At 61.7% G+C, this 22,492-nt stretch carries 22 protein-coding genes; 14 read left to right on the top strand and 8 right to left on the bottom strand.

Annotated features, from left to right (window positions below; translation table 11 throughout):
• Positions 1–8 precede the first annotated feature (8 nt).
• Both E4Z66_RS06710 and E4Z66_RS06715 read left to right on the top strand, forming a co-directional pair.
• The gene (locus E4Z66_RS06710) at positions 9–2,933 is read left to right on the top strand and encodes a DNA translocase FtsK (RefSeq protein ID WP_136462238.1); all 2,925 of its coding nucleotides are present in this window, start codon (positions 9–11) and stop codon (positions 2,931–2,933) included.
• A gap of 88 nt (positions 2,934–3,021) precedes the next feature.
• Positions 3,022–3,606 (top strand): LolA family protein, encoded by a 585-nt coding sequence (locus E4Z66_RS06715; RefSeq protein WP_136462239.1) that lies wholly within the window; start codon positions 3,022–3,024, stop codon positions 3,604–3,606.
• Between the two features lie 9 nt (positions 3,607–3,615).
• Here the strand turns inward: E4Z66_RS06715 and E4Z66_RS06720 are convergent, their stop codons facing one another.
• A complete protein-coding gene (locus E4Z66_RS06720; protein WP_136462240.1) occupies positions 3,616–4,206 on the bottom strand; it encodes a transglycosylase SLT domain-containing protein in 591 nt (196 codons plus the stop codon).
• Positions 4,207–4,485: 279 nt separating this feature from the next.
• On the opposite strand from E4Z66_RS06720, the gene hspQ reads away from it, so the two are divergent.
• Positions 4,486–4,812, top strand: coding sequence for a heat shock protein HspQ (gene hspQ, locus E4Z66_RS06725; protein ID WP_136463046.1), 327 nt, complete (start codon positions 4,486–4,488; stop codon positions 4,810–4,812).
• Between the two features lie 10 nt (positions 4,813–4,822).
• Here the strand turns inward: hspQ and E4Z66_RS06730 are convergent, their stop codons facing one another.
• The 3 genes from E4Z66_RS06730 to E4Z66_RS06740 all read right to left on the bottom strand — a co-directional run bounded on the left by E4Z66_RS06730 (position 4,823) and on the right by E4Z66_RS06740 (position 7,684).
• Positions 4,823–6,397, bottom strand: coding sequence for a gamma-glutamyltransferase family protein (locus E4Z66_RS06730; RefSeq protein ID WP_136462241.1), 1,575 nt, complete (start codon positions 6,395–6,397; stop codon positions 4,823–4,825).
• A gap of 478 nt (positions 6,398–6,875) precedes the next feature.
• The gene (locus E4Z66_RS06735) at positions 6,876–7,328 is read right to left on the bottom strand and encodes an ATP-binding protein (protein ID WP_168797739.1); all 453 of its coding nucleotides are present in this window, start codon (positions 7,326–7,328) and stop codon (positions 6,876–6,878) included.
• A 17-nt stretch (positions 7,329–7,345) separates the two neighbouring features.
• Complete coding sequence (locus E4Z66_RS06740; RefSeq protein ID WP_136462243.1) at positions 7,346–7,684, bottom strand: STAS domain-containing protein; 339 nt, start codon at positions 7,682–7,684, stop codon at positions 7,346–7,348.
• An 87-nt stretch (positions 7,685–7,771) separates the two neighbouring features.
• Between E4Z66_RS06740 and E4Z66_RS06745 the strand changes: the two genes are divergently transcribed.
• Together E4Z66_RS06745 and E4Z66_RS06750 are read left to right on the top strand one after the other, a co-directional pair.
• Positions 7,772–8,944: a thiolase family protein gene (locus tag E4Z66_RS06745; protein ID WP_136462244.1), complete on the top strand. Its 1,173-nt coding sequence runs from the start codon at positions 7,772–7,774 to the stop codon at positions 8,942–8,944.
• Between the two features lie 45 nt (positions 8,945–8,989).
• Complete coding sequence (locus E4Z66_RS06750; RefSeq protein ID WP_136462245.1) at positions 8,990–9,442, top strand: GAF domain-containing protein; 453 nt, start codon at positions 8,990–8,992, stop codon at positions 9,440–9,442.
• Here E4Z66_RS06750 and E4Z66_RS19625 read toward each other — a convergent pair whose 3' ends face one another.
• The gene (locus E4Z66_RS19625; protein ID WP_168797740.1) at positions 9,443–9,595 is read right to left on the bottom strand and encodes a hypothetical protein; all 153 of its coding nucleotides are present in this window, start codon (positions 9,593–9,595) and stop codon (positions 9,443–9,445) included. It abuts the gene before it with no gap.
• Positions 9,596–9,815: 220 nt separating this feature from the next.
• Between E4Z66_RS19625 and E4Z66_RS06755 the strand changes: the two genes are divergently transcribed.
• The 8 genes from E4Z66_RS06755 to rarD all read left to right on the top strand — a co-directional run bounded on the left by E4Z66_RS06755 (position 9,816) and on the right by rarD (position 18,765).
• Positions 9,816–10,379, top strand: coding sequence for a helix-turn-helix domain-containing protein (locus tag E4Z66_RS06755; protein WP_136462246.1), 564 nt, complete (start codon positions 9,816–9,818; stop codon positions 10,377–10,379).
• Complete coding sequence (locus E4Z66_RS06760; RefSeq protein WP_136462247.1) at positions 10,379–10,996, top strand: LysE family translocator; 618 nt, start codon at positions 10,379–10,381, stop codon at positions 10,994–10,996. The genes E4Z66_RS06755 and E4Z66_RS06760 overlap by 1 nt, the downstream gene beginning before the upstream one ends.
• Before the next feature lie 13 nt (positions 10,997–11,009).
• A complete protein-coding gene (locus E4Z66_RS06765) occupies positions 11,010–11,384 on the top strand; it encodes a GFA family protein (protein WP_211097123.1) in 375 nt (124 codons plus the stop codon).
• Between the two features lie 3 nt (positions 11,385–11,387).
• Positions 11,388–13,847: a GcvT family protein gene (locus E4Z66_RS06770; RefSeq protein WP_136462249.1), complete on the top strand. Its 2,460-nt coding sequence runs from the start codon at positions 11,388–11,390 to the stop codon at positions 13,845–13,847.
• Positions 13,844–14,266, top strand: coding sequence for a DUF2867 domain-containing protein (locus E4Z66_RS06775; RefSeq protein WP_136462250.1), 423 nt, complete (start codon positions 13,844–13,846; stop codon positions 14,264–14,266). Before E4Z66_RS06770 ends, E4Z66_RS06775 begins: the two co-directional genes overlap by 4 nt.
• Complete coding sequence (locus E4Z66_RS06780; RefSeq protein WP_136462251.1) at positions 14,263–15,183, top strand: homocysteine S-methyltransferase family protein; 921 nt, start codon at positions 14,263–14,265, stop codon at positions 15,181–15,183. Before E4Z66_RS06775 ends, E4Z66_RS06780 begins: the two co-directional genes overlap by 4 nt.
• Before the next feature lie 128 nt (positions 15,184–15,311).
• Positions 15,312–17,759, top strand: coding sequence for a GcvT family protein (locus tag E4Z66_RS06785; protein WP_136462252.1), 2,448 nt, complete (start codon positions 15,312–15,314; stop codon positions 17,757–17,759).
• Positions 17,760–17,865: 106 nt separating this feature from the next.
• Entirely contained in the window at positions 17,866–18,765 is a 900-nt protein-coding gene (rarD, locus tag E4Z66_RS06790) for an EamA family transporter RarD (RefSeq protein ID WP_136462253.1), read from the top strand.
• Here rarD and E4Z66_RS06795 read toward each other — a convergent pair.
• On the bottom strand, positions 18,740–19,150 hold the full coding sequence (locus tag E4Z66_RS06795; protein ID WP_136462254.1) for a nuclear transport factor 2 family protein: 411 nt from the start codon (positions 19,148–19,150) through the stop codon (positions 18,740–18,742). The genes rarD and E4Z66_RS06795 overlap by 26 nt on opposite strands.
• 72 nt (positions 19,151–19,222) lie before the next feature.
• Between E4Z66_RS06795 and E4Z66_RS06800 the strand changes: the two genes are divergently transcribed.
• On the top strand, positions 19,223–19,867 hold the full coding sequence (locus E4Z66_RS06800; RefSeq protein ID WP_136462255.1) for an RluA family pseudouridine synthase: 645 nt from the start codon (positions 19,223–19,225) through the stop codon (positions 19,865–19,867).
• 4 nt (positions 19,868–19,871) lie between these two features.
• Here the strand turns inward: E4Z66_RS06800 and E4Z66_RS06805 are convergent, their stop codons facing one another.
• Together E4Z66_RS06805 and E4Z66_RS06810 are read right to left on the bottom strand one after the other, a co-directional pair.
• A complete protein-coding gene (locus E4Z66_RS06805; protein WP_136462256.1) occupies positions 19,872–20,885 on the bottom strand; it encodes a serine/threonine protein kinase in 1,014 nt (337 codons plus the stop codon).
• Between the two features lie 66 nt (positions 20,886–20,951).
• A complete protein-coding gene (locus E4Z66_RS06810; protein ID WP_136462257.1) occupies positions 20,952–22,391 on the bottom strand; it encodes an aldehyde dehydrogenase family protein in 1,440 nt (479 codons plus the stop codon).
• Between the last annotated feature and the right edge of the window lie 101 nt (positions 22,392–22,492).

Raw genomic sequence — 22,492 nt, forward strand, 5'->3', positions numbered from 1 at the left:
TAGGCGGGATGGCATATCAGGCACGACAACGGGAACCATTGCTGGACAGCGACACTGCAGCGGCGATTGAAAAGCGCAGCAAAGAGTTGATCGGGATTGGCCTGCTGGTGCTGTGCGTGTTGGTCACCGCAATGATCTGGTCCTATTCGCCGGATGATCCGAACTGGATGGTATCCACGGACCGCCCGGCACAGAACTGGCTGGGCCGGACAGGGGCATCCATCGCGGGTGTGCTCTTTACCATCGTCGGTTGGGGCGCGGTCACTTTGGCGCTGATCTTTGGCGGCTGGGGTCTGCGCTTTGCCCTGCATCAGGGTACGGAGCGCGCGATTGGCCGTTTGATTTTTGCGCCGATCTGGATTGCCGCCTTCGCGATTTATGCCGCGACCTTGCCGCCAAGCGGAATGTGGCTCCAGACGCATAGCTTTGGGCTGGGCGGGCTGTTCGGCGACATGGTGATTGGTGCGATCCTGACCGTCGTGCCGCTTGGCTCTGCCTTCGCCGTCAAGCTGATGTCCTTTCTCATGGGCGTTGCAATTGTCGTCTTCGGGGCATTCGTTCTGGGCTTTTCCCGCGCAGAATTGTCGCGGATCGGGCGCTGGCTGCTGGTCAGCCTTGTGCTGGCCTATGGTATGATCGCGACTATGCTGGGCCGGGGCGCACGTGCCGGTGTCGGCGCTGTTGCCACCGCAAGCGCCCGCCGCTCCGAACGGCGCGAAGAAGCGCGCATTGCCGCTGAAGAGGCCGCCGCCGCACAGGTTGCTTTCGTACCCGAAGACCCCGCGATGACAGAGCCGGAAAAGCCGGGTCTGCTGGCGCGTATCCCGTCGCTGATCAAGCGCCCGGAACAATCGTCGGAAGCGGAACTTGATATCCCGCTGATCGACGATGACGACATGGACGGCGCGATGGACCCGCAGGACGACACCCGCGTCAAAGCGCGTATTGCCGATGCGATCCGCGCACGGGTGCGGGCAAACCCTGCGATCCAGTCGGCCACCGTCGCACCGCTGACCAAAGGCCGTGGCCGTGGACCGGAGCCGCTGATTGTGCAGCAGCGTCCCGCCCCGCAAGAGATCCCGCCCGAGCCGCCGCTGATGGCCGCGCCGGGCCTGCCGCCCGAACCGCCACTGACCGCTGCCGCCGCTCCGGCCATGGCAGCGCCTGCCGCGCCTACAGCGCCCGTGGCCGCCCCGGCGGTGCCGCCCGCGCCTGTCGCGGAAGCGCCCTATACCGAATTCGAGGCAGAGCCGGAGGTTGATGCGCTGCCCCTTCAAGGGACAGAGCCTGCGCAACCCGCCATTCCGGTCGCGCAGCCCAAGCAGCGCGTGGTTCAGACCCCGGTGCGCAAGCCCGTCGTGCCGTCGACCCGCGCCCAAGCCGAGGCGCAGCCAACCTTCTTTGACAGTGCGAATAACGATTTCGAACTGCCGCCACTGAACCTGCTGGCCAGCCCGGACACGATCGAACGGCACCATTTGAGTGACGATGCGCTGGAAGAAAACGCGCGGATGCTGGAAAGCGTGCTGGACGATTATGGCGTCAAAGGCGACATCGTCAGCGTGCGTCCCGGCCCCGTCGTGACGATGTACGAACTTGAACCGGCCCCGGGCCTGAAAGCCTCTCGCGTGATCGGGTTGGCGGATGACATTGCCCGTTCCATGGCGGCACTGTCTGCGCGGGTTTCCACCGTGCCGGGCCGCTCTGTGATCGGTATCGAGCTGCCCAACGAGAACCGCGAGATGGTGAGCTTCCGGGAAATCCTGTCGGGCCGTGATTTTGGCGACGGCAACCAGAAGCTGCCCTTGGCGCTGGGCAAGGATATCGGCGGCGATCCGGTCGTGGCGAACCTTGCAAAGATGCCGCACCTGCTGATCGCGGGGACAACCGGCTCCGGTAAGTCCGTGGCGATCAATACGATGATCTTGTCGCTGCTGTACAAGCTGACGCCGGATGACTGCCGCCTGATCATGATCGACCCGAAGATGCTGGAACTGTCGGTCTATGACGGCATCCCACACCTTCTGTCGCCTGTTGTAACCGATCCCAAGAAAGCGGTCGTGGCCCTGAAATGGACCGTGGGCGAGATGGAAGAACGCTATCGCAAGATGTCCAAGATGGGTGTGCGGAATATCGACGGGTACAATGCCCGCGTCGCCGATGCGCTGGCCAAGGGCGAGATGTTCTCGCGGACGGTGCAGACCGGGTTCGACGAAGAAACCGGCGATCCGATTTTCGAAACGGAAGAGATCGAACCGAAGAAACTGCCCTATATCGTCGTGATCGTCGATGAAATGGCCGACCTTATGATGGTTGCCGGCAAGGAGATCGAAGCCTGCATCCAGCGTCTTGCGCAGATGGCGCGGGCCTCGGGCATCCACCTGATCATGGCGACGCAGCGCCCGTCGGTCGATGTTATCACCGGTACGATCAAGGCGAACTTCCCGACCCGGATTTCCTTCCAGGTGACGTCGAAAATCGACTCGCGCACCATTCTGGGCGAAATGGGGGCCGAACAGCTTCTGGGCATGGGCGATATGCTTTACATGGCGGGCGGGGCGAAGATCACCCGCTGTCACGCGCCTTTCGTGTCGGACGAAGAGGTCGAAGAGATCGTCAATCACCTCAAGGCCTTTGGTCCGCCGGAATATGTTGGCGGTGTCGTCGAAGGCCCGGACGAGGCGAAGGCGGACAATATCGATGCGGTGCTGGGGCTGAATACCGGCGGCAACACCGATGGTGAGGACGCGCTTTACGATCAGGCCGTTGCGATCGTCATCAAGGACCGCAAGTGTTCGACATCCTACATCCAGCGGAAACTGGCGATCGGCTATAACAAGGCCGCACGTCTGGTGGAGCAGATGGAGGACGAGGGCGTCGTGTCGTCGGCCAACCATGTGGGCAAGCGGGAAATCCTTGTCCCGGAACAGTAGTTCCCCGCCGATAACCGCGAATTGATATCGCATATCACCGCCGTGGCCCCTATGTCAGGGGCAACGGACTGGTGAAAAGGATTTCACGATGCGACTGATTGCTATGGTGCTGGCCGTTGTCATGGCGGCACCGGCCTTTGCGGACAAGCTGAGCCTGTCGGAACTTTCCGGCTATCTCAACAATCTGACCACCGCCAAGGGGGAGTTCACGCAGGTCAACGACGATGGCACGATCTCGACCGGCACGGTGATTATCAAACGCCCCGGCAAGATGCGGTTCGAATACAACCCGCCGGATAGTACGGTTGTCATTGCCGGCTCCAATACGGTTGTGATCCTTGACGACAAGTCGAACGCGCCCCCGGAAAGCTATCCGCTGGCGCAAACGCCGCTGTCGATCATCCTTGCGCGCAATGTCGACCTGGGCCGCGCCGATATGGTGACGGGCCATTCCTTTGACGGCACGGCGACCATCGTGACCGCGCAAGACCCGGAGCATCCGGAATACGGCAATATCCAGCTCTACTTCACCGGTGCCCCGGTCGAGCTGCGCAAATGGGTGATCAATGACGGGAATGGGCTGCGCACGGAAGTCGTGCTTGGCGCGTTGCAAAAGGGAGGATCCTTCCGCAACGCCCTGTTTGATACCAGCCGCTACGGCGCGGGACGCTAGTAACCGGTGTCAGCGTGTCCGGGCCTTGCACCCGGCAAGCTGCACCTGATAGCGGTCCGCCCGCTTATCGACATCGGCAGCCACCCGCATCAGCCACGACTTGCTGGTGTAGGTCTTGCGCGCGTAACCGGTATGGCCTTCGTGATAGGCAAGATACTGGTTGCGCGCATCGCCAAGCGAAACGCCGTTACGCTCGCGCGTTTTGTTCATGTACCAGCCCATGAAATCGGAGGCATCGTCGATCCGATCCCGCCGCGCACCGCGCTTGCCGGTTTCGTTGCGATACTCGTCCCATGTGCCGTCCAGCGCCTGCGCATACCCAAAGGCAGAGCTTTGCCGCCCCATCGGGATCACACCCAGCGTGTATTTGAACGGCGTGCGCGCGTCAGAGATAAACTTGCTCTCTTGATAGATCGTTGCCATCTGCACATGCATCGGCACGCTCCATTTGCGTTCCGTCGCGCGGAACGCCTGTGCGTATTGTGGGCGCTGCTTGAGGATGGAACAGGCGTTGTCCAACTCACGCGGCGCAGAATTGTAACTGCTGCCGCAAGACGCCACGAGGCCCATCAAAATCAGCGCGCGAAAGGTTCTGCTCATCTGCCTCTCTCGCCTTTTCATTTTTTGGCAGTTTAACCCAGATTCGAGGCTGGTAAAATCATCTTTTGTTGTTCACGCGGACGTGTTCCATGCCCTCAGGGCGGCGCGAAGATCGGACCTTTCGCCCGGTTTGCTCAACTGGTAAGCACCGGCTTCGGCTTGGTCGCCAAACAGTACTGTATTACTGAGGTTCACAGACTGTTTCTCAAAAAATCGAAGGGAAAAATGGACAAAGTTGGGTTACTTTGTCTAGTAACGGGCGATAGGGGCTGCAAAATTATGTATCATACGCGCGCAAAGTATTATTTGGGTCAGGTTGTTCGTCACCGAAAACATCCCTTTCGAGGGGTGGTTTTTGACGTGGATCCGGAATTTTCGAATACAGAGGAATGGTATGAGGCCATTCCCGAAGATAGTCGTCCGGAAAAAGATCAACCATATTATCATCTGTTGGCCGAGAACGACCAAAGCTATTACGTGGCTTACGTTTCGGAACAAAACCTTGTCGCAGATTACAGCGGCGAGCCGGTTGACCACCCGGATATCCCGGACCTGTTCGGTCCGTTTCAGGATGGCTACTACCCGCTGCACTTCCAGCTGAACTGACCCAGAAGGGTCAGTAGCCGATCGCGCAGCCGTCCTTACGGGGATCGGACGCGCCTTCCAGAACACCGTTTTCCAGTATCCGAATAGCCTGCGCGCCGCCAATCGGTGTGTCCGGCACTTCGACGGAATGGCCCATCGCCTCCAGTTCCGCGCGCACGTTTTCGGAATATCCGCGTTCCACTTTCATCGTGCCTGCGTCTGAAAAGGCGCGCGGCGCATCGATTGCGGTCTGCGGGTCCATGCCGAAATCCGTCATGTTGCTGACAACGCGAGCATGTCCATTGGGTTGATAGGCACCGCCCATCACGCCGAACGGCATGGTGACACGACCTTTTTCGGCCAGCATTGCCGGGATGATCGTGTGCATGGGGCGTTTGCCACCGGCCAATTCATTCGGATGACCCTGCTCCAACGAGAAGCCCGCGCCGCGATTTTGCAGAAGAATGCCGAATTTCGGGCTGGCAATGCCGGAGCCAAAGCCATGATAGATCGAATAAATCAACGAGACAGCCATGCGGTCGCGGTCAACGACGGTGATATAGACCGTGTCTTTGTGCACCGCTTCGGTCAGCGGCGCAGCGGCTGCCATCGCCTTGGCGGGGTCGATCAGTGCCGCCAGCTTTTCTGCGGTTTCGGGCGCAAGCATATGGGCAAGCCGCGTGGTATGATCCGGGTCTGCGATCAGGCGATTGCGCGCGTCATAGGCAAGTTTCGCGGCCTCGGCTTCCAGATGCGCGCGCTGTGCGCCGAAAGGATCAAGGCTGGCGATATCGAAATGCTTCAGGATGTTCAGCATCAGGATCGCTGTCGCGCCTTGGCCGTTGGGCGGATGCTCGAACAGTTCGGTCCCCTTGTAGGAACCAGAGACGGGCGTCGCCGGTGTACAGGCTGCGGCGGCGAAGTCTTCGGCTGTATGTACGCCGCCCAATTCTGTCAGCGCGGTCAGCATGTCCTCTGCCACCTCGCCGGAATAGAAGCCGTCGCGTCCGTCTTTGGCGATTCGGCGCAGAACTTCAGCCTGGCCCGGCGCGCGGAAAATCTGGCCGGTCGTGGGGGCGTCGTCACCGAACAGGTAATGGTCGCGGGCCGCGCCTTGCAGGGTTTTGGCGTCGTTCTTCCAGTCAAACGCGGTGCGCGGCCCGACTGGCACGCCTTCCTGCGCATAATGGATAGCTGGGGCCAAAAGGCGGTCCAGGCCCAGTTTGCCTTCGGTTTCCGCAAGGGTGCAGAAGGCGTCAATCGCGCAGGGGATCGTGACCGCGTCCGGTGTATTGAGCGGCACGGCCGTCGCGCCGCTATTTCGCAGGGCGTCTGCGGTGGCGGCAGCGGGGGCCCGGCCTGATCCGTTCATGGCGCAAACGTCTTCGCCCGGGCGGGACCACAAAATGAAGCAATCGCCGCCGATGCCGGTCATTTGAGGCTCGCAAATGCCAAGCAGAACCGCGCCCGCGATGGCGGCATCCATTGCGTTGCCTCCGTCTTTCAACACGGCGACGGCCGCCTCTGCTGCCAATGGGTGCGAGGTTGCGCATACTCCGTTCTGGGCAAGAACAGGGGATCGGCCGGGAAAGTGGAAATCGCGCATCAAAGGCTCCGTGCTGCGGTGTTCGTCGGAACGTAGACCAGCCAAACGGAGAAGCCAATGCGGGAGGGTATAGTCCCCGATGTCGCGTACTGGGTGGGGGCTGTTACACGCGACACCGGGGGAAGCCATATGCAGCTACAAGACCGTTTATGACGGTTTATCGGGGCGGAATTGTGGAGGAAAAAAGGTAGTTTGGTCGCCGATTGTGGCATGGTTAAAGCAGCCCGAAGATAGGTGCCGAAAACCAGGCGCCGGGACGCTTTGGTGCAGGGCTGTCGGTGGATTTTTTTGGGGGGGGCTTCAAGCCATTGCGACAGGTCCGCAAAGGGCGGGTGTCTTGCTTGGGGTCGTCTGCGGGGCAGGTGTCCCCGTCCGCCATTGGGCTAAGGAAATTTGCTTCCGTCAGCGCAAACGTGATTGTCGTGGTCCGCCGGGACGGAAGCTCGCCAGACGCGACGGGCGGGCCAGTTTGCCGGGATCAGGCGCTGGCCGCCAAGGCGAGATGCAGGTCGAGTACGTTCTGGTTGTTTTCGCGCCGGTATTCGACGTCGTTTGCCAGTTTGCGGATCAAATACCAACCGAACCCGCCCTCGGGCAGGTCAAGCAGATCCATGTCCAGATTCGCTTCCGTCAATTCGGGCGGTTGCTCATCAGGCATGGGGTGACCATCGTCGATGATACGTACATGCAGAGCGCTTGTCTGTGCGCGGCAATCGATTGCAATCGGTCCGGCGACATCCTCGCCGGTATAGGCATGCTCCACAATGTTGTTGAGCGCTTCCGCCAAGACGATTTCGACCGTGCCGAGGTCTTCTTTTGACCAGTTCATCGGTTGAAGTTCGGAAACGATATGCGCCAAGGCGGCCCGCACGGCGAGCGGCCCGCTGCGGAACTTCATCTTGACGATTACTGGCGACGCCTCTGTGGACATTGTTGCAACCCTTTGCGTCATGCGTCGAGGCTGTCCAGCGCGTCATCCAGCGTCGGGAAAAGCTGAAAGACGGAATCCATCCGGGTCAGCTGGAACACCTTGCTGACGGTCGGGTTCAGCCCGGCCAGCGCAAGGGTACGTCCTTTGCCCATGGTTTTCATCGCTGCGACAATCGCACCGAGGCCGCTGGAGTCAACGAATTGGACCTGTTGTAGGTCCAGAATCACCGTATCAGGACCGCTTTCCGTTTCCGTGCGCATCTGTTCCTTGAAGGTCAGAGCGACGGCAGCGTCAATTCGGCTTTCGTTCACTGTGACGACTCGGCGATTGCCGTCTGTTGTGCTGCTAAGGTTCATGCTGTACCGCTTTTTATCATCTACGCCGGATACATAGGGTCAAAACCTTACTTTTTTGTGAGTCCGCGCCGAGGGGAGGAAATTACAATGAAGACAGTCGTAATTGCAGGGGCAGCCCGGACGCCGATGGGCGGATTCCAAGGGGAATTGCAGGGCATGGCCGCGTCCGAACTGGGCGGTGCGGCGATCCGCGCGGCGATGGATGCCGCCGGGGCGCACCAGATAGACGAGGTTCTGATGGGCTGCGTGTTGCCCGCGGGGCAAGGGCAGGCGCCGGCGCGGCAGGCGGGATTCGCCGCAGGGCTTGGCGAAGAAGTGCCCGCCACGACCCTGAACAAGATGTGCGGGTCCGGCATGAAAGCTGCGATGGTGGCGTTCGACCAGATCGCCTTGGGCCAGACGGATGTGATGGTTGCGGGCGGCATGGAATCGATGACGAACGCGCCTTATCTGCTGCCAAAGATGCGCGGCGGCGCGCGGCTTGGCCATGGGCAGGTGATTGACCACATGTTTCTGGATGGGCTCGAAGATGCTTATGACAAGGGCCGTCTGATGGGCACCTTTGCCGAGGACTGCGCCGAGGCGTTCCAGTTCACCCGTGAAAAGCAGGATGAGTATGCCCTGACCTCCCTGTCACGCGCGCTTGATGCGCAAGCTTCCGGCGCGTTCGAGGGAGAGATCGCCCCGGTCGAGGTTCGCAGCCGCCGGGCCAGTACGACAGTCTCGGCCGATGAGCAGCCGAAAAACGCGCGCCCCGACAAAATACCGCAATTGAAGCCCGCGTTCCGCGACGGTGGCACGGTGACGGCGGCGAATTCGTCGTCGATCTCGGACGGGGCTGCGGCGCTTGTCCTTGCGTCCGAAGAGGCCGCAGCGGCGCAAGGGCTTCAGGTGCGGGCGCGCATCATGGGCCACGCCAGCCATGCGCAAGCGCCGGGCTTGTTCACCACTGCTCCGGTTCCGGCGGCGCAGAAACTGCTCGACCGGATCGGCTGGTCGAAAGATGACGTGGACCTGTGGGAAGTGAACGAAGCCTTTGCGGTCGTGCCCATGGCCTTCATGCATGAAATGGGGCTGAGCCATGACATCGTGAACGTCAATGGCGGCGCGTGTGCGCTGGGCCATCCAATCGGCGCATCGGGCGCGCGGATCATGGTCACGTTGCTCAACGCGTTGGAGAAACGAAACCTGAAACGTGGGGTTGCCGCGATCTGTATCGGTGGGGGCGAGGGAACCGCCATCGCCATCGAACGGGTCTGACACGGGCGGCAGTTTCCCCCGTAAACATCAAGAAAGGGGCGCGTGATGCGTGTTGATTATTCCGAATTGGCCAAGACAATCGCCGCGCTGACGGAAGGCGAAACAGACGAGGTCGCGCTGATGGCGACCGTCACCTGCGAGGTGCATCACAGCGATGACCGGTTCGACTGGACGGGGTTTTACCGTGTGACCGCGCCGGAACTTCTCAAGATCGGGCCCTATCAAGGGGGGCATGGCTGCCTTCAGATCCCGTTTGCACGCGGGGTCTGTGGCGCGGCAGCACGGACGGGCGAAACGCAGCTTGTTGCGGATGTCGACGCATTTGATGGGCATATCGCCTGCGCAAGCTCCACCCGGTCGGAACTTGTTCTTCCGGTTCGGAACGCGGCGGGCGAGGTGATCGCGGTCTTCGATCTCGACAGCGATCAGCCCGATGCGTTCACGCAAAGCGACGCCGACGCGCTGGAAACCCTGCTAAACGACGTGTTCGCGCGCTGATCAGACGGCGTCGGTGCACCATCGGTCGCCGACTTGCAGCCAATGGGCATCCTTGACGGTTGCGTGGATCGTGATTTCACCCGGTGTGGTCGTGATAATGTCCATCGGCAAGAGCGACAGGAACAGGGCGAAGGCTTCAGCAGACAAGCACATGGGGAAACTCCTTGAGGTTCGTGCGTTTGTCCTCCCGCTGTCAGGTTTACCGATCGAGGTTGCGTTGTCCTTAACTGGACGCGCCGAAAGTGGCTGAATTTTCGGCGCGCGCGCGATTTTTCATCGTCGCCGTGAAAAAATGGATTGCGATTTCACGGAATCAGGGCAGAATGAAATTCAAGAGCGAAATTTCACCGCCTGCGCGTTTCAAAGGACCGACATGCTGCACGACCCTCCGCATACGCTTGGCGCTGATCTGCGTGCTTTGCGCAAGACGCGGGGGATGACTCTGACTGAACTGGCGACGCGGATGGATCGCTCTGTCGGGTGGCTTAGTCAGGTGGAGCGGGACATTTCCGAGCCGTCGATCACCGATCTGCGCCACCTTGCCGCTGCCCTGGATGTGTCGGTGTCGATGCTGGCGCGGCACCAATCGACCGATCAGGCCGAGGATGGGTTCGTCGTGCGGCGCGGGACGCGCCGGCCTTTCGGATCACGGGTTTCAGGTTTGGTGGAGGAACTCTTGTCGCCCGATCTGACCGACGATTTCGAAATGGTTCATTCCACCTTCGAACCCGGATCGCAAATCGGCGAAACCGTCACGCGGCCAACGCAAGAGGTCGGATACCTTTTGTCCGGGCGGCTTGATCTGACGATCGGCGCACGGGACTTCACCATTCATCCCGGCGACAGCTTCCGCATTCGTGGCGAGCCGTTCCGCTGGGCCAACCCCTACCCGGAGGTCGCGACGGCCATCTGGGTCATTGCCCCGCCGGTGTATTGATGAGCTTCGAGGCCTGGACCGTTTTCGCGCTGTTCTGGATCGTCTTCGTGACGACGCCGGGGCCGAATGCGGTCAATTGCATTCAGAACGGGATGCATCTGGGCTTTGTGCGGGCCTTGCCGGGCGTACTGGCGATCCTGACACAGGCAAGCGCGTTTCTGGTTCTGTCGGCGCTGGGCGTCACGGCCCTTATTGCGGCATCGCCCACCGCGTTTTCCATCGCAAAGCTGATCGGTGCGGGATTTCTGATCTGGCTGGGCGTGCGGGGCTGGCTTTATGCCAACAAGCCGGTCACGGTCACGCCCTCGTCGCGCGGCATCTATCTGCGCGCGTTGGCCATTGCGACGATCAATCCAAAGTCGGTGGCGGGCTACCTCGCGGCGTTTTCCCAGTTCGTTCAACCGGATGTGCCCATCGGTCAGCAGATTTGGGTCATCATGCCCACCGCGCTGACTCTGACGACACTCAGCTATTGCGGGTTCACGGCGCTGGGCGCGGGGCTGGGCCGGACAGCGCTGGCCGCTGTCATGAATGTATGGCTGCGCCGCGCGCTGGCCGTGTGTTTCGTGATCTATGGCGTGCTGCTGGGCATATCGCCCGCGCCGGGCAAGGCATGACGGAGGGCGCGTGATGCTGGAGGGAAGCTGCAATTGCCAGAATGTTCGGTTCCGCGTGGATGGCGGCGGCGACAGCGTAGCGGCCTGCCATTGCGGACAATGCCGCAAGCAATCCGGTCACTATTGGGCGAGCGGTTATGCCCCCGATGCGGCCTATGACATCACCGGAGAGGTCCGCTGGTTCGAGGCCTCGCCCACCGCGAAACGCGGCTTTTGCCCGAATTGCGGATGTTTTCTGTTCTGGAAGGCACATGCCGAGGACGGGATGAGCTTTTCGCTGGGTGCAATCGACGGGCCGACAGGGCTGCGGCTGCACAAGCATATCTTCACGCGCTGGAAAGGCGATTACTACGACATCGCGGACGACGTGCCGCAACAGGAGGACTAAGCGATGACAGACTTTCCGACAACGGCCCGTGTGGTCATCATCGGGGGCGGTGCTGTTGGTGCATCTTGCGCGTATCATCTGGCCAAAGCGGGCTGGGATTGCGTGGTTCTGGAAAAGAACGAACTGACCGCCGGATCGACGTGGCACGCGGCGGGCAACTGCCCGTCCTTCTCGACCTCGTGGGCGATCATGAACATGCAGCGCTATTCGCTGGATCTGTATTCACGCCTCGCCGAAGAGGTGGATTACCCGATGAACTACCATGTCACCGGCTCTATCCGGCTGGGCCACACGCGCGAGCGGGTGATGGAGTTCGAGCGCGCGCGGTCGATGGGGCGGTATCAGGGGCTCGACCTTGAGATGATGCAGGTCAGTGACCTGAAGGACCATTACCCGTTCCTTGAAACACATGATCTTGCAGGCGCGCTGTGGGATCCGGATGACGGCGATATCGACCCGGCGCAGTTGACGCAGGCCTTGGCCAAGGGTGCGCGGCAGATGGGCGCGCGGATCGAACGGTTCTGCCCGGCAACGGGCGTCAGCCGCGAGAACGGCGAGTGGATCGTGCACACCGAAAAGGGTGACATCCGCTGCGAAAAGGTGGTCAACGCGGCGGGCTACTATGCGCAGCGTGTGGGCGAGTGGTTCAAACCGTTCGGCGGCCGCACCGTGCCGATGGCGGTGATGAGCCACCAGTATTTCCTGACCGAGCCTGTCGAAGAGCTTGAAAAATGGACGGCAGAAAATGGCCGCAAGCTACCGCTGCTGCGCGATGTGGATAGCTCTTACTATCTGCGGCAGGAAAAGACCGGCCTGAACCTTGGCCCCTATGAGCGTAACTGCAAGGCGCACTGGATCACACCGGAAGACCAGATGCCGGAGGACTTCAGCTTCCAGCTTTACCCGGACGATCTGGAACGACTGGAATGGTATATCGAAGACGCAATGGCACGCGTGCCGCTGCTTGGCGCGTCGGGCGTTGGGCGTGTGATCAACGGCCCGATCCCCTATGCGCCCGATGGTCTGCCGCTGATCGGCCCGATGCCGGGCGTGCCCAATGCGTTCGAGGCCTGCGTCTTCACCTTCGGGATCACGCAAGCGGGCGGCGCGGGCAAGGTGTTGGCCGAATGGGTGACGGAAGGTCAGACCGAATGGGATATGTGGGCCGTCGATCCGCGCCGCTATACGGATTACACGGACCAGCAGTACTGCATCGACAAGGCGATGGAGGTCTACGGCCACGAGTACGCAATGCATTTCCCGCATCACGAATGGCCCGCTGCGCGCGACCGCAAGCTTTCCCCCGTCCATGACAAAATCGTGGAAATGGGCGGCGTCATGGGCGCCTATAACGGGTGGGAGCGTGCCAATTGGTTCGCCAAGCCCGGTGATGATACCTCGGAAGAGGCCACGCATACATGGGACCGCGAAGGCCCGTGGCGGGTGCGTGTGCAGGAAGAATGCGAAGCGGTCCGCGACGATTGCGGTATTCTCGATCTGCCGGGCTTTTCCCGCTATCGGTTGCAGGGCGAAGGCGCGGCTGAGTTTCTGCGGGGGCTCTGCACCGGCGGTATCCCCAAGGTTGGGCGGATCGGTCTGCTCTATTTTGCGGATGATCGCGGCCGGATCGTGACAGAAATGTCGGCCATGCGCATGGCGGATGACTTCTTCTTCCTGATCACGGCCGCGGCGGCGCAGTGGCACGATTTGGAGTGGTTGCAGCGCCATATGCCCGAGGACGCGGTGTTCCGCCTGACGGATGTGACGCGCGACTTCTCGTGCCAAATCCTGACGGGCCCCAAATCGCGCGATGTACTGGCCGCGGTTACGGATGCCGATCTGACACAGCCTTGGCTGACGCACCAATCGGCCCAGATCGACGGTATCTGGGTGCAGCTTGTGCGCGTGTCCTTCGCAGGGGAACTTGGCTGGGAAGTGCATTCGATGGTGGCAGACACGCCCGCCATCTACGGCAAGCTGCTTGAGGCGGGCGCGCCGCATGGGCTTAAACCCTTTGGCATGTATGCGCTGAATTCCCTGCGGCTCGAAAAGGGCTATCGCGCGTGGAAGGGCGATCTGTCCACCGACTACACCCTGCTGCAAGGCGGGCTGGATCGGTTCGTCAAGCTGGACAAGCCGCAGGATTTCCCCGGCAAGGCCGCGATCCAATCCGAAAAGCAATCCGGCGTTACGAAGCGCTTCGTCACCCTTATCGTCGATGCCGGCGCGCAGGACGCGCCCTATATGTCAACGATTTGGCATGACGGCGAGGTCGTCGGCGAAACCACAAGCGGCGGTTATGGCTACCGCGTCGGGGCGTCCATTGCGTTGGGCATGTTGCGCACCGATCTGGCCACACCGGGGACCGAGCTTGAGATCGACATCTACGGCACGCGCTGCAAGGCGGTGGTGCAACCGGACGCCCCGCTGTGGGATCCGGAAAACGAGCGGCTGCGCGCATGACAACGTTCCCGCCCGCGTCTCCACCCGATTGGCAGGACCGGCACGAAGGTATGCTGGGCCGCGATCTGGCGACGGCGCGGGCGATCCATGAATATGGGCTCAGCCAGATGCCCGGCTGGGCGCAAGTCGCGCTGGACCTGCGCAACCGGCTGGCGGGGCGTTTCGGGCTGAAGACCGAAGGCGCTGATGGGGCCAGGCTGATGGCGTCGCTGCCCGTCCTTGAGGAAACGCCCGATCGCTATTGCGTGGGCCTGCAGGACAAGCACCTGACCTTCACGCTGCTGACGGAACGCACATCCGCGCGCACCGCCGTCACCACGTCCATCTGGTTCAACCACTGGACCGGGCGGGCTTACCTTGGGCTGGTGCTGGTCCCGCACAAGCTGATCCTGCGCCACACAATCCGGAGCCTCGCATGACAGATATCACCCTTCTCGACGGTGGCATGGGCCAGGAACTGATCCGACGGGCTGGCGGCGTGGCGACGCCCCTTTGGGCGACGCAGTCGCTTCTCGACGCACCTGAAAGCGTCACCGCGGTTCACACAGACTACGCGGATGCCGGGGCAACCGTGGCGACAACCAACACCTACGCGCTGCACCGGGATCGACTGCGCGGCGGCGACAGCAACCATTACGCCGCCGAAGGTACGGCCCTGCCAAATATGGAAGACCAACTTGGCGCGCTGATCACAACCGCGCTTGATGCGGTGGAGCCGGTCCGAAACCGCTGCCGGGTCGCCGGTTCTATCGGCCCGATCGGGGCCAGTTACCGCGCGGACCTGATGCCCGACCACGACGAGGCCGTTGCGATCTATGCCGAGGTTGCCAAGCTGCTGGCGCCGCGCGTTGACCTGCTGCTCTTTGAAACCCTTCCCAGCATCGCCGCCGGGCGCGCGGCATTGGCAGCGGGCCGCCAAACCAACCGCCCGGTCTGGCTCTGCTTTACCGTCGATGACCGCGATGGGCACCGCCTGCGTTCCGGTGAACCCGTGGCAGAGGCCGCCACGATCGCCCAAGAAGCGGATGCCGTGCTCATCAACTGTTCCGCGCCCGAAGCGATCCCGGCCGCGCTGGAGGCTCTGGCGACATCGAACCGCCCGCTTGGGGCCTATGCCAACGGGTTCACGGAAATCACAGAGGCCTTTATAAAAGGCAACACAACGGCCAAGGCCCTGACAGCGCGCAGCGATCTCTCCGCACAGGCCTATGCCGATCACGCGATGGGCTGGCTGGATCACGGCGCGACCATTCTGGGCGGCTGCTGTGAGGTCGGCCCGGCCCATATCGCGGAACTTGCCAACCGTCTGCGCGCAAAGGGGCACTCCCTTGTCTGATCGCGTGTTTCGCCTGTTGAAAAATACTTTGGGGGGAGTCGCGCATCGCGCGGCGGGGGGCAACGCCCCCCTCTCGGTCGGATCGCCAAAGGCGATCCGATCCCACTTCATGCACAAGGATGATACCCATGCCTGAAATTCCTGCACATGCGCGCGCCGTCATCATCGGCGGCGGGGTGATCGGCTGCTCTGTCGCTTATCACCTGACGAAACTCGGCTGGACCGATGTGGTTCTGCTGGAACGCAAGCAGCTCACCTCCGGCACCACATGGCACGCGGCAGGGCTGATCGCGCAGCTTCGTGCGACGGCGAATATGACCAAGCTCGCCAAGTACAGCCAGGAACTCTACGGCGATCTCGAAGCGGAAACCGGGGTGGCGACGGGGTTCAAGCGGTGCGGCTCCATCACCGTGGCGCTGACCGAAGAGCGGCGCGAGGAAATCTTCCGCCAGGCGGCGATGGCGCGGGCCTTCGGTGTCGAAGTGGATGAGATCACCCCGGACGAGATCAAGGCGCGCTACGCACACCTGAATCTCGAAAATGTGGTCGCTGGGGTCTATCTCGACAAGGATGGACAGGGCGATCCGGCCAATATCGCGCAGGCGCTCGCCAAGGGCGCCCGCCAGCGCGGCGGCGTTGTGGCTGAACGCACCAAGGCGACGGGCGTCACCCGCGAAGGCCGCCGCATCACGGGTGTGGATTGGCAGGGCGAGGATGGCACATCGGGCCATATCGCCTGTGACCATGTGGTGAACTGCGCGGGCATGTGGGGCCGCGATGTGGGCCTGATGCTGAACACCAATGTCCCGCTTCAGGCGTGTGAACATTTCTATATCGTGACCGAAAGCATCCCCGGTCTGACGCAGCTTCCGGTGCTGCGGGTGCCGGATGAACACGCTTACTACAAGGAGGACGCCGGGAAAATCCTGCTGGGGGCGTTCGAGCCCGTTTCCAAGCCATGGGGCCCGATCCCCGACAGCTTTGAATTCGACCAATTGCCTGAGGATTTCGACCATTTCGAGCCGATCCTCGAAAAGGCCGTCGCGCGGATGCCGATGCTGGCGGAGGCGGGGATTCACACCTTCTTCAACGGCCCGGAAAGTTTCACGCCGGACGATGCCTATCATCTTGGCCTCGCGCCCGAGATGGACAATGTCTGGGTCGCAGCCGGGTTCAATTCGATTGGCATCCAGTCGGCGGGCGGCGCGGGCATGGCGCTGGCGCAGTGGATGCAGGACGGGGCAAAGCCGTTCGATCTGGGCGATGTGGACATCTCGCGGATGCAGCCGTTTCAGGGCAACAAGACCTACCTGATGGATCGCAGTACGGAAACGCTCGGCCTGCTATATGCCGATCACTTCCCGTATCGTCAAAAGGCCACGGCCCGCGGGGTCCGGCGCACGCCGTTTCACCAGCACCTTGCGCAACAGGGCGCTGTCTTTGGCGAACTTGCCGGGTGGGAACGCGCCAACTGGTTCGCGGAAGAGGGCCAATCGCCGGACTATGCCTATTCATGGAAACGGCAGAATTTCTTCGACAATGTGCGGGCCGAACATATGGCCGTGCGGGAAAATGTCGGCATGTATGACATGTCCTCCTTCGGGAAGCTGCGCGTCGAAGGGCCAGAGGCTGAAGCCTTCCTCAACTATGTCTGCGGCGCGGATATGTCGGTTCCGGTGGGCAAGATCGTCTACACCCAGTTCCTGAACCCGGCGGGCGGGATCGAGGCGGATGTGACCGTGACGCGGTTGGCAGAGACGGCCTATCTGGTGGTGACCCCCGCCGCGACGCGCCTTGCCGATCAGACGTGGATGATGCGCCGCGCGCGCGAGCGGGAGGCGCAGGTTGTCATCACCGATGTCACGGCGGGCGAGGGCGTCCTTGCCGTGATGGGGCCGAATGCGCGCAAACTGCTTCAGGCGGTGTCTCCGGCGGATTTCTCGAACGCCGTCAATCCGTTCGGCACCGCGCAAGAGATCGAAATCGGCATGGGCCTCGCACGGGTTCACCGGGTGACCTATGTCGGTGAGCTTGGCTGGGAGGTATATGTCAGCGCCGATATGGCGGGTCACGTCTTTGAAACCCTGTACGAGGCCGGGCAGGGCATGGGGCTGACGCTGTGCGGGATGCACATGATGGATACGTGCCGGATCGAAAAAGGCTTCCGTCACTTTAGCCATGACATCACCTGCGAGGATCACGTGCTTGAAGCGGGCCTCGGCTTTGCCGTGAAAACTGCCAAGCCGGACTTCATCGGGCGCGACGCCGTACTGCGCAAGAAGGACGCCGGGCTGAATGCCCGCATGGTGCAGTTCCGCCTGACTGACCCGGAGCCGTTGCTGTATCACAACGAGCCGATCCTGCGCGACGGCGAGATCGTCGGCTATCTGTCGTCGGGTGCTTATGGTCACGCGCTGGGCGGTGCGATGGGGCTGGGCTATGTGCCCTGCAAGGGCGAAAGCGTCGAACAGGTCTTGGCGTCGCGTTATCAGATCGATGTGGCCGGAACGCTGGTCGATGCCGAAGCCAGCCTAAAGCCGATGTATGATCCCAAATCGGAACGGGTAAAGCTCTAGCGCGCGGGGCGGCCTGCGACCCTCGCGGTTTGGCGATGCGGTCCATCACAAAACAGCATGGCGCGTCTTATTGACCAAGGCGCGCCGCGCTGCGCTATATTTTGCCATGAGCACGCAAAACGAAGATACTCCCGCCGGGTTGGCCTTTGCCGTTTCCGCCTATTTCCTGTGGGGGTTCCTGCCGCTGTATATGAAGGCGCTGGACCATATCTCTCCGGTCGAAGTGGTGGCGCATCGCGTGCTGTGGTCGGTGCCGGTCGCCGCCTTGGTGCTGATGATCCTGCGCCGGACCGGCGATCTTCTGACCGCGCTGCGCACCCCGCGCATGTTGGCGATGGGCTGCGTGACAGCGGCGCTGATTTCAGTGAACTGGGGCGTCTATGTCTGGGCAATTGCCAATGAGCGGACGCTGGATGCGGCGCTGGGCTATTACATCAACCCGCTGTTTTCGGTCGCGCTGGGATCGCTTTTACTGCGCGAACGCCTGACGCCGCCGCAGATGATCGCCATCGCATTGGCGCTGGGGGCCGTACTGGTGCTGACCATCGACGCGGGCAGTTTGCCTTGGCCTGCGGTCGCGCTGTTCGTCAGCTGGGGCTTCTATGCGTATTTCAAGAAGATGCTGCCCATCGGTCCCAATCAGGGTTTCTTGCTTGAGGTTCTGATCCTCACGCCGCCCGCCATTGCAGTGGTCCTGTGGCAGAGCGTGAATGGCAATGGTGCGTTTGGGACAAGCGCCTACGACACGTGGATGCTGCTTGGCTGCGGGCTTGTGACGGCGATTCCGCTGATGCTTTATGCGAATGGCGCCAAGGGGCTGAAACTGTCGACCATCGCCATTTTGCAGTACATCGCGCCGACGATGATCTTTCTTTGCGCCGTTGTGATCTTTGGCGAGCCCTTCGACGGGGCCCGCCTGATTGCCTTCCCGATGATCTGGGCGGCCTTGGTGATCTACAGCTGGTCGCTGCTGGCCACGTTCAGGAAAGCGCCTCGCGGAACTTGAGGAACCGGGCATCGGTCATCACCGCCGCGTTCATGGCTTCGCGCAGCGCGCCGACGGATTTGTAGGGGCGCATGACAACCTCGAAGGTCTGAATCAGCCCGTCGTCGTTCAGCGTGATCAGGTCAACACCGACCGCGTCGTAGTCCCCGACCTTGCACTGAAATTCCAGCGCCCAATCCTTGTCCGCGCCCATGATCCGGCGATACCGGAAGTCGCTGAACACACGGCCCACATGGCCAAGCACAGCGGCGACGGGTTCGCGCCCGGTCCAGGTTTTCCAATAGGTCGGCGGCATGAAGGCGACGTCTTCGGCCAATAGGGTCAGGATGTCGTCTTCGTTCCCTTTGGCGACAACCTCTTGCATGCGTGTGATCGTTGGGTGCATTTGTTCCTCCTCTTTCGGCGCATGCTGCACCGGCGGGCTTGCAAACCCAACGGCGATTTGCCACGGGAGCGCATGGAACGTTACGTCCCCCCCGATACGCCGCTGAATATCGTCCATGAGGACGCTGAGCTTATGGTCGTTGACAAGCCATCGGGCTTGCTTTCGGTGCCGGGCAAGGGGCCGGATTTGGCCGATTGTCTTCTGTCGCGCCTGCAAGAGGCGTTTCCTGAAATCCTGCTGGTGCACCGGCTCGACCGCGATACTTCGGGCGTGATGGTCTTTGCCCGCACGCCGCACGCACAGCGCCATCTGGGTCTGCAATTCGAAAAGCGGATGACCAAGAAGACCTATGTCGCGCGGGTCTGGGGCGTGCCCGAGGAAGCCTCGGGCGAGATCGACCTGCCGCTGATCGTGGACTGGCCGAACCGCCCCAAGCAGATGGTCTGCCATGAGACAGGCAAACCCGCGCAAACCGCGTGGAAACGCATGAAGTCCGAAGGCGATACGGCGCGGCTGCGGCTGTTCCCCAAAACGGGGCGAAGCCATCAGCTGCGCGTGCATTGCCTTGCGATGGGACATCCCATTCTGGGTGATCCGTTCTACGCCACGGGGCCAGCGCGCGACTTTCCGCGGCTGATGTTGCATTCCGAAGAATTGCGCTTGAAACACCCGGATGGTGGCGTGTCGATGCGGTTCCGCAGTAAGGCCCCGTTCTGACCGGTCAGCGGTGCCGGTCCGTCAGGTTTAGCCGCCCTTGCATCACGGCGCGTACACCGGGCCTGAGATCCGGGTGTTTGTCCAGAAGCGCCTCGATCTCGTCCACGCGATTATTGGCAATCAGATGCAGCATCTCCGTCCAGATTGCCCCCTCTGGCCCGCTCGGCATCTTGCATACGCGCTGGGTCAACGTCACCGGGACCGGCGTGTCGGGCGCGAGGTCCGTTTCGGCCTCGACAAAGGCATAAAGCCCGCGTCCGCCGGATGGCATGGGGTAGGTCGCGAATTGTACTTCACGCGCGCCTGCGTCCAAAAACGCCTGCCGCAGCGCGTCACCGTGCAGGGCAAGTACATCGCCATCGCCTTCACCATCGGACCAATGCATCAGGCGGCGCGTGACGAAGTTATACAGCCGCTTGCCTGTCGCCATCCAAAGCTGCGCGGGCAGGGATTTGCGCGCCAGCATCCGTTTCTCGGACGGGGTTAGAAGATCGGGCGCATAGCGGCGTTTCTGCTTGAGCAGGTGCCGCAAGTCCTCGCGCGCGGCGATCCGAAAGATCTTGCCCTTTCGCCGGTACACATGGGCCAGTTGAAAGTCGATCACACCCGCGCGCCCATCGGGCAGCATCAGCCAGTTTTGCGGCTTGGCCAGATCGTTATGGGTAATGCCCGCGCGCCGCATTTCGCGCAGCACACGTTTTGCATCGTGATACCACTTCGCATCGGCAGGACGGGCCAATTGCAGCGGCGTGCCCGGTGTCCAGACCCGCAGGATGCCAGAGGTATCGGCGTCAATCAGGTCCGGGGCACCCTCGATGCGCTGCACGGCCTTCAGGCCACGGACTTCCCGCCGTGCAAGCCATTGCGACAGCGCGCGGAAATACCATGGCACCGTATCCAGACGCCGCAGAACAAGTTTTTCGGATGGGTTGGAACGCCGATGCCCCAGAACGGTTTCCGAGAACTCGTCCCGTTTGAGAACGGTCTCTGCCTCGAAATCTGAGAATAAATCGGTCAACTTCGCTCCCCCCTGCGATACACCGGATTTTACGGCAGTTGCAGGGGGGAACCAAGGTATTTCGGTTTACTCGGCGGCCCAGCCGGAGACGGATTTGACTTCGAGGAAGTCCTCGATGCCCCAGACACCACCTTCGCGGCCATTGCCGGACTGTTTCATGCCGCCAAACGGGGCACCCGCGCCGCGCGACTGGCCGTTCAGTTCAACCATGCCAGAGCGCAATTGCTGCGAAACCCGGTTCGCCCGTCCGCCGTCCTGCGTCTGCACATAGTTGGTCAGACCATACACGGTGTCATTGGCGATCTGCACGGCTTCCTCTTCGGTGTCGAAGGGGATCATGCTGAGCACCGGGCCAAAGATTTCTTCGCGCGCGATGGTCATGTCGTTGTTCACATCCGCAAAGACGGTTGGACGGACATAGAACCCCTTGTTGAAACCTTCCGGGCGTCCGGTGCCGCCAGCGATCAGCCGTGCGCCTTCGTCGATACCCTTCTGGATCAGGTCCTGGATCTTGTTCCATTGCAGTTCGTTCACGACCGGACCGATATGGCGGCCTTCTGCGGACGCCGGACCGACGGTCACGCTTTCGGCGACGGCTTGGGCTTCTTCGACCGCCTTGTCATAGATGCCGCGCTGCACCAGCATCCGCGACGGGGCGTTACAGGATTGGCCGGTGTTGTTCATCATGTGCAGCACGCCGCGCTTGACGGCTTTCTCGTCCGCATCGTCGAAGACGATATTCGCGCCTTTGCCACCCAGTTCCAGATGCACACGCTTGAGCGTTTCCGCCGCGTTCTTGGAGATCAGACGCCCCGCGCGGGACGACCCGGTGAAGCTGACCATATCCACATCGGGATGTCCGGTCAGCACGGTGCCGACGCCGACGCCGTCGCCATTCACAAGGTTGAAGACGCCTTTGGGGAAGCCTGCCTCATCCATCATTTCCGCGAACAGCATCGCATCCAGCGGGCTTTCTTCGGAAGGTTTGAGGATCATGGTACAGCCCGCAACCGCCGCCGCGCCGACTTTCAGCGTGACCTGGTTCATCGGCCAGTTCCAGGGCGTGATCAGCGTCGCAACGCCGACGGCCTCATGGATGATGCGGTCATTGGGGGCGTGATCGCCAAGCGGCTTGATGAATTGGAAATCCTTGGCGGCTTTGACGAAGTTTTTCAGGTGATAGACACCTGCCCCGACCTGCTGGGTACGGGCCATGTCGATGGGCGCGCCCATTTCGACGCTGATCGCCTGCGCCATTTCCTCGCCCTTGGATTCGTAGACTTGGATCAGTTTTTCGATCAGGGCGATCCGCTCTTCCACCGGTGTGGACATCCAGCCCGGGAAAGCGGCCTTGGCTGCGGCAACGGCCGCATTGGCGTCGGCCTCGGTTCCCAGCGTGATGACGGCGCAAGGCTCCTCTGTCGAGGGATCGATCACGTGATGGTCCTTGCCTCCCTGCGAGGCGACCCATTCTCCGTTGATGTAGAATTCGCGCTTTTCCAGCATGTTCCGACTCCCTTTGTGAACGGCTGATTCCGGCGGCACTGTGTCACCGCCGCCCTTGGTCCACAAGGCGGCGGTGATGTTCCTTCACGTCGCGTTTCTGT

The organism is Aliishimia ponticola, from assembly GCF_004803475.1.
Taxonomy (GTDB): Bacteria; Pseudomonadota; Alphaproteobacteria; order Rhodobacterales; family Rhodobacteraceae; genus Aliishimia; species Aliishimia ponticola.

Coding starts and splice junctions, on each gene's coding strand:
- E4Z66_RS06710 (WP_136462238.1), top strand. CDS start 9: ATGGCATATCAGGCACGACAACGGGAACCATTGCTGGACAGCGACACT.
- E4Z66_RS06715 (WP_136462239.1), top strand. CDS start 3,022: ATGCGACTGATTGCTATGGTGCTGGCCGTTGTCATGGCGGCACCGGCC.
- E4Z66_RS06720 (WP_136462240.1), bottom strand. CDS start 4,206: ATGAGCAGAACCTTTCGCGCGCTGATTTTGATGGGCCTCGTGGCGTCT.
- hspQ (WP_136463046.1), top strand. CDS start 4,486: ATGTATCATACGCGCGCAAAGTATTATTTGGGTCAGGTTGTTCGTCAC.
- E4Z66_RS06730 (WP_136462241.1), bottom strand. CDS start 6,397: ATGCGCGATTTCCACTTTCCCGGCCGATCCCCTGTTCTTGCCCAGAAC.
- E4Z66_RS06735 (WP_168797739.1), bottom strand. CDS start 7,328: ATGTCCACAGAGGCGTCGCCAGTAATCGTCAAGATGAAGTTCCGCAGC.
- E4Z66_RS06740 (WP_136462243.1), bottom strand. CDS start 7,684: ATGAACCTTAGCAGCACAACAGACGGCAATCGCCGAGTCGTCACAGTG.
- E4Z66_RS06745 (WP_136462244.1), top strand. CDS start 7,772: ATGAAGACAGTCGTAATTGCAGGGGCAGCCCGGACGCCGATGGGCGGA.
- E4Z66_RS06750 (WP_136462245.1), top strand. CDS start 8,990: ATGCGTGTTGATTATTCCGAATTGGCCAAGACAATCGCCGCGCTGACG.
- E4Z66_RS19625 (WP_168797740.1), bottom strand. CDS start 9,595: ATGTGCTTGTCTGCTGAAGCCTTCGCCCTGTTCCTGTCGCTCTTGCCG.
- E4Z66_RS06755 (WP_136462246.1), top strand. CDS start 9,816: ATGCTGCACGACCCTCCGCATACGCTTGGCGCTGATCTGCGTGCTTTG.
- E4Z66_RS06760 (WP_136462247.1), top strand. CDS start 10,379: ATGAGCTTCGAGGCCTGGACCGTTTTCGCGCTGTTCTGGATCGTCTTC.
- E4Z66_RS06765 (WP_211097123.1), top strand. CDS start 11,010: ATGCTGGAGGGAAGCTGCAATTGCCAGAATGTTCGGTTCCGCGTGGAT.
- E4Z66_RS06770 (WP_136462249.1), top strand. CDS start 11,388: ATGACAGACTTTCCGACAACGGCCCGTGTGGTCATCATCGGGGGCGGT.
- E4Z66_RS06775 (WP_136462250.1), top strand. CDS start 13,844: ATGACAACGTTCCCGCCCGCGTCTCCACCCGATTGGCAGGACCGGCAC.
- E4Z66_RS06780 (WP_136462251.1), top strand. CDS start 14,263: ATGACAGATATCACCCTTCTCGACGGTGGCATGGGCCAGGAACTGATC.
- E4Z66_RS06785 (WP_136462252.1), top strand. CDS start 15,312: ATGCCTGAAATTCCTGCACATGCGCGCGCCGTCATCATCGGCGGCGGG.
- rarD (WP_136462253.1), top strand. CDS start 17,866: ATGAGCACGCAAAACGAAGATACTCCCGCCGGGTTGGCCTTTGCCGTT.
- E4Z66_RS06795 (WP_136462254.1), bottom strand. CDS start 19,150: ATGCACCCAACGATCACACGCATGCAAGAGGTTGTCGCCAAAGGGAAC.
- E4Z66_RS06800 (WP_136462255.1), top strand. CDS start 19,223: ATGGAACGTTACGTCCCCCCCGATACGCCGCTGAATATCGTCCATGAG.
- E4Z66_RS06810 (WP_136462257.1), bottom strand. CDS start 22,391: ATGCTGGAAAAGCGCGAATTCTACATCAACGGAGAATGGGTCGCCTCG.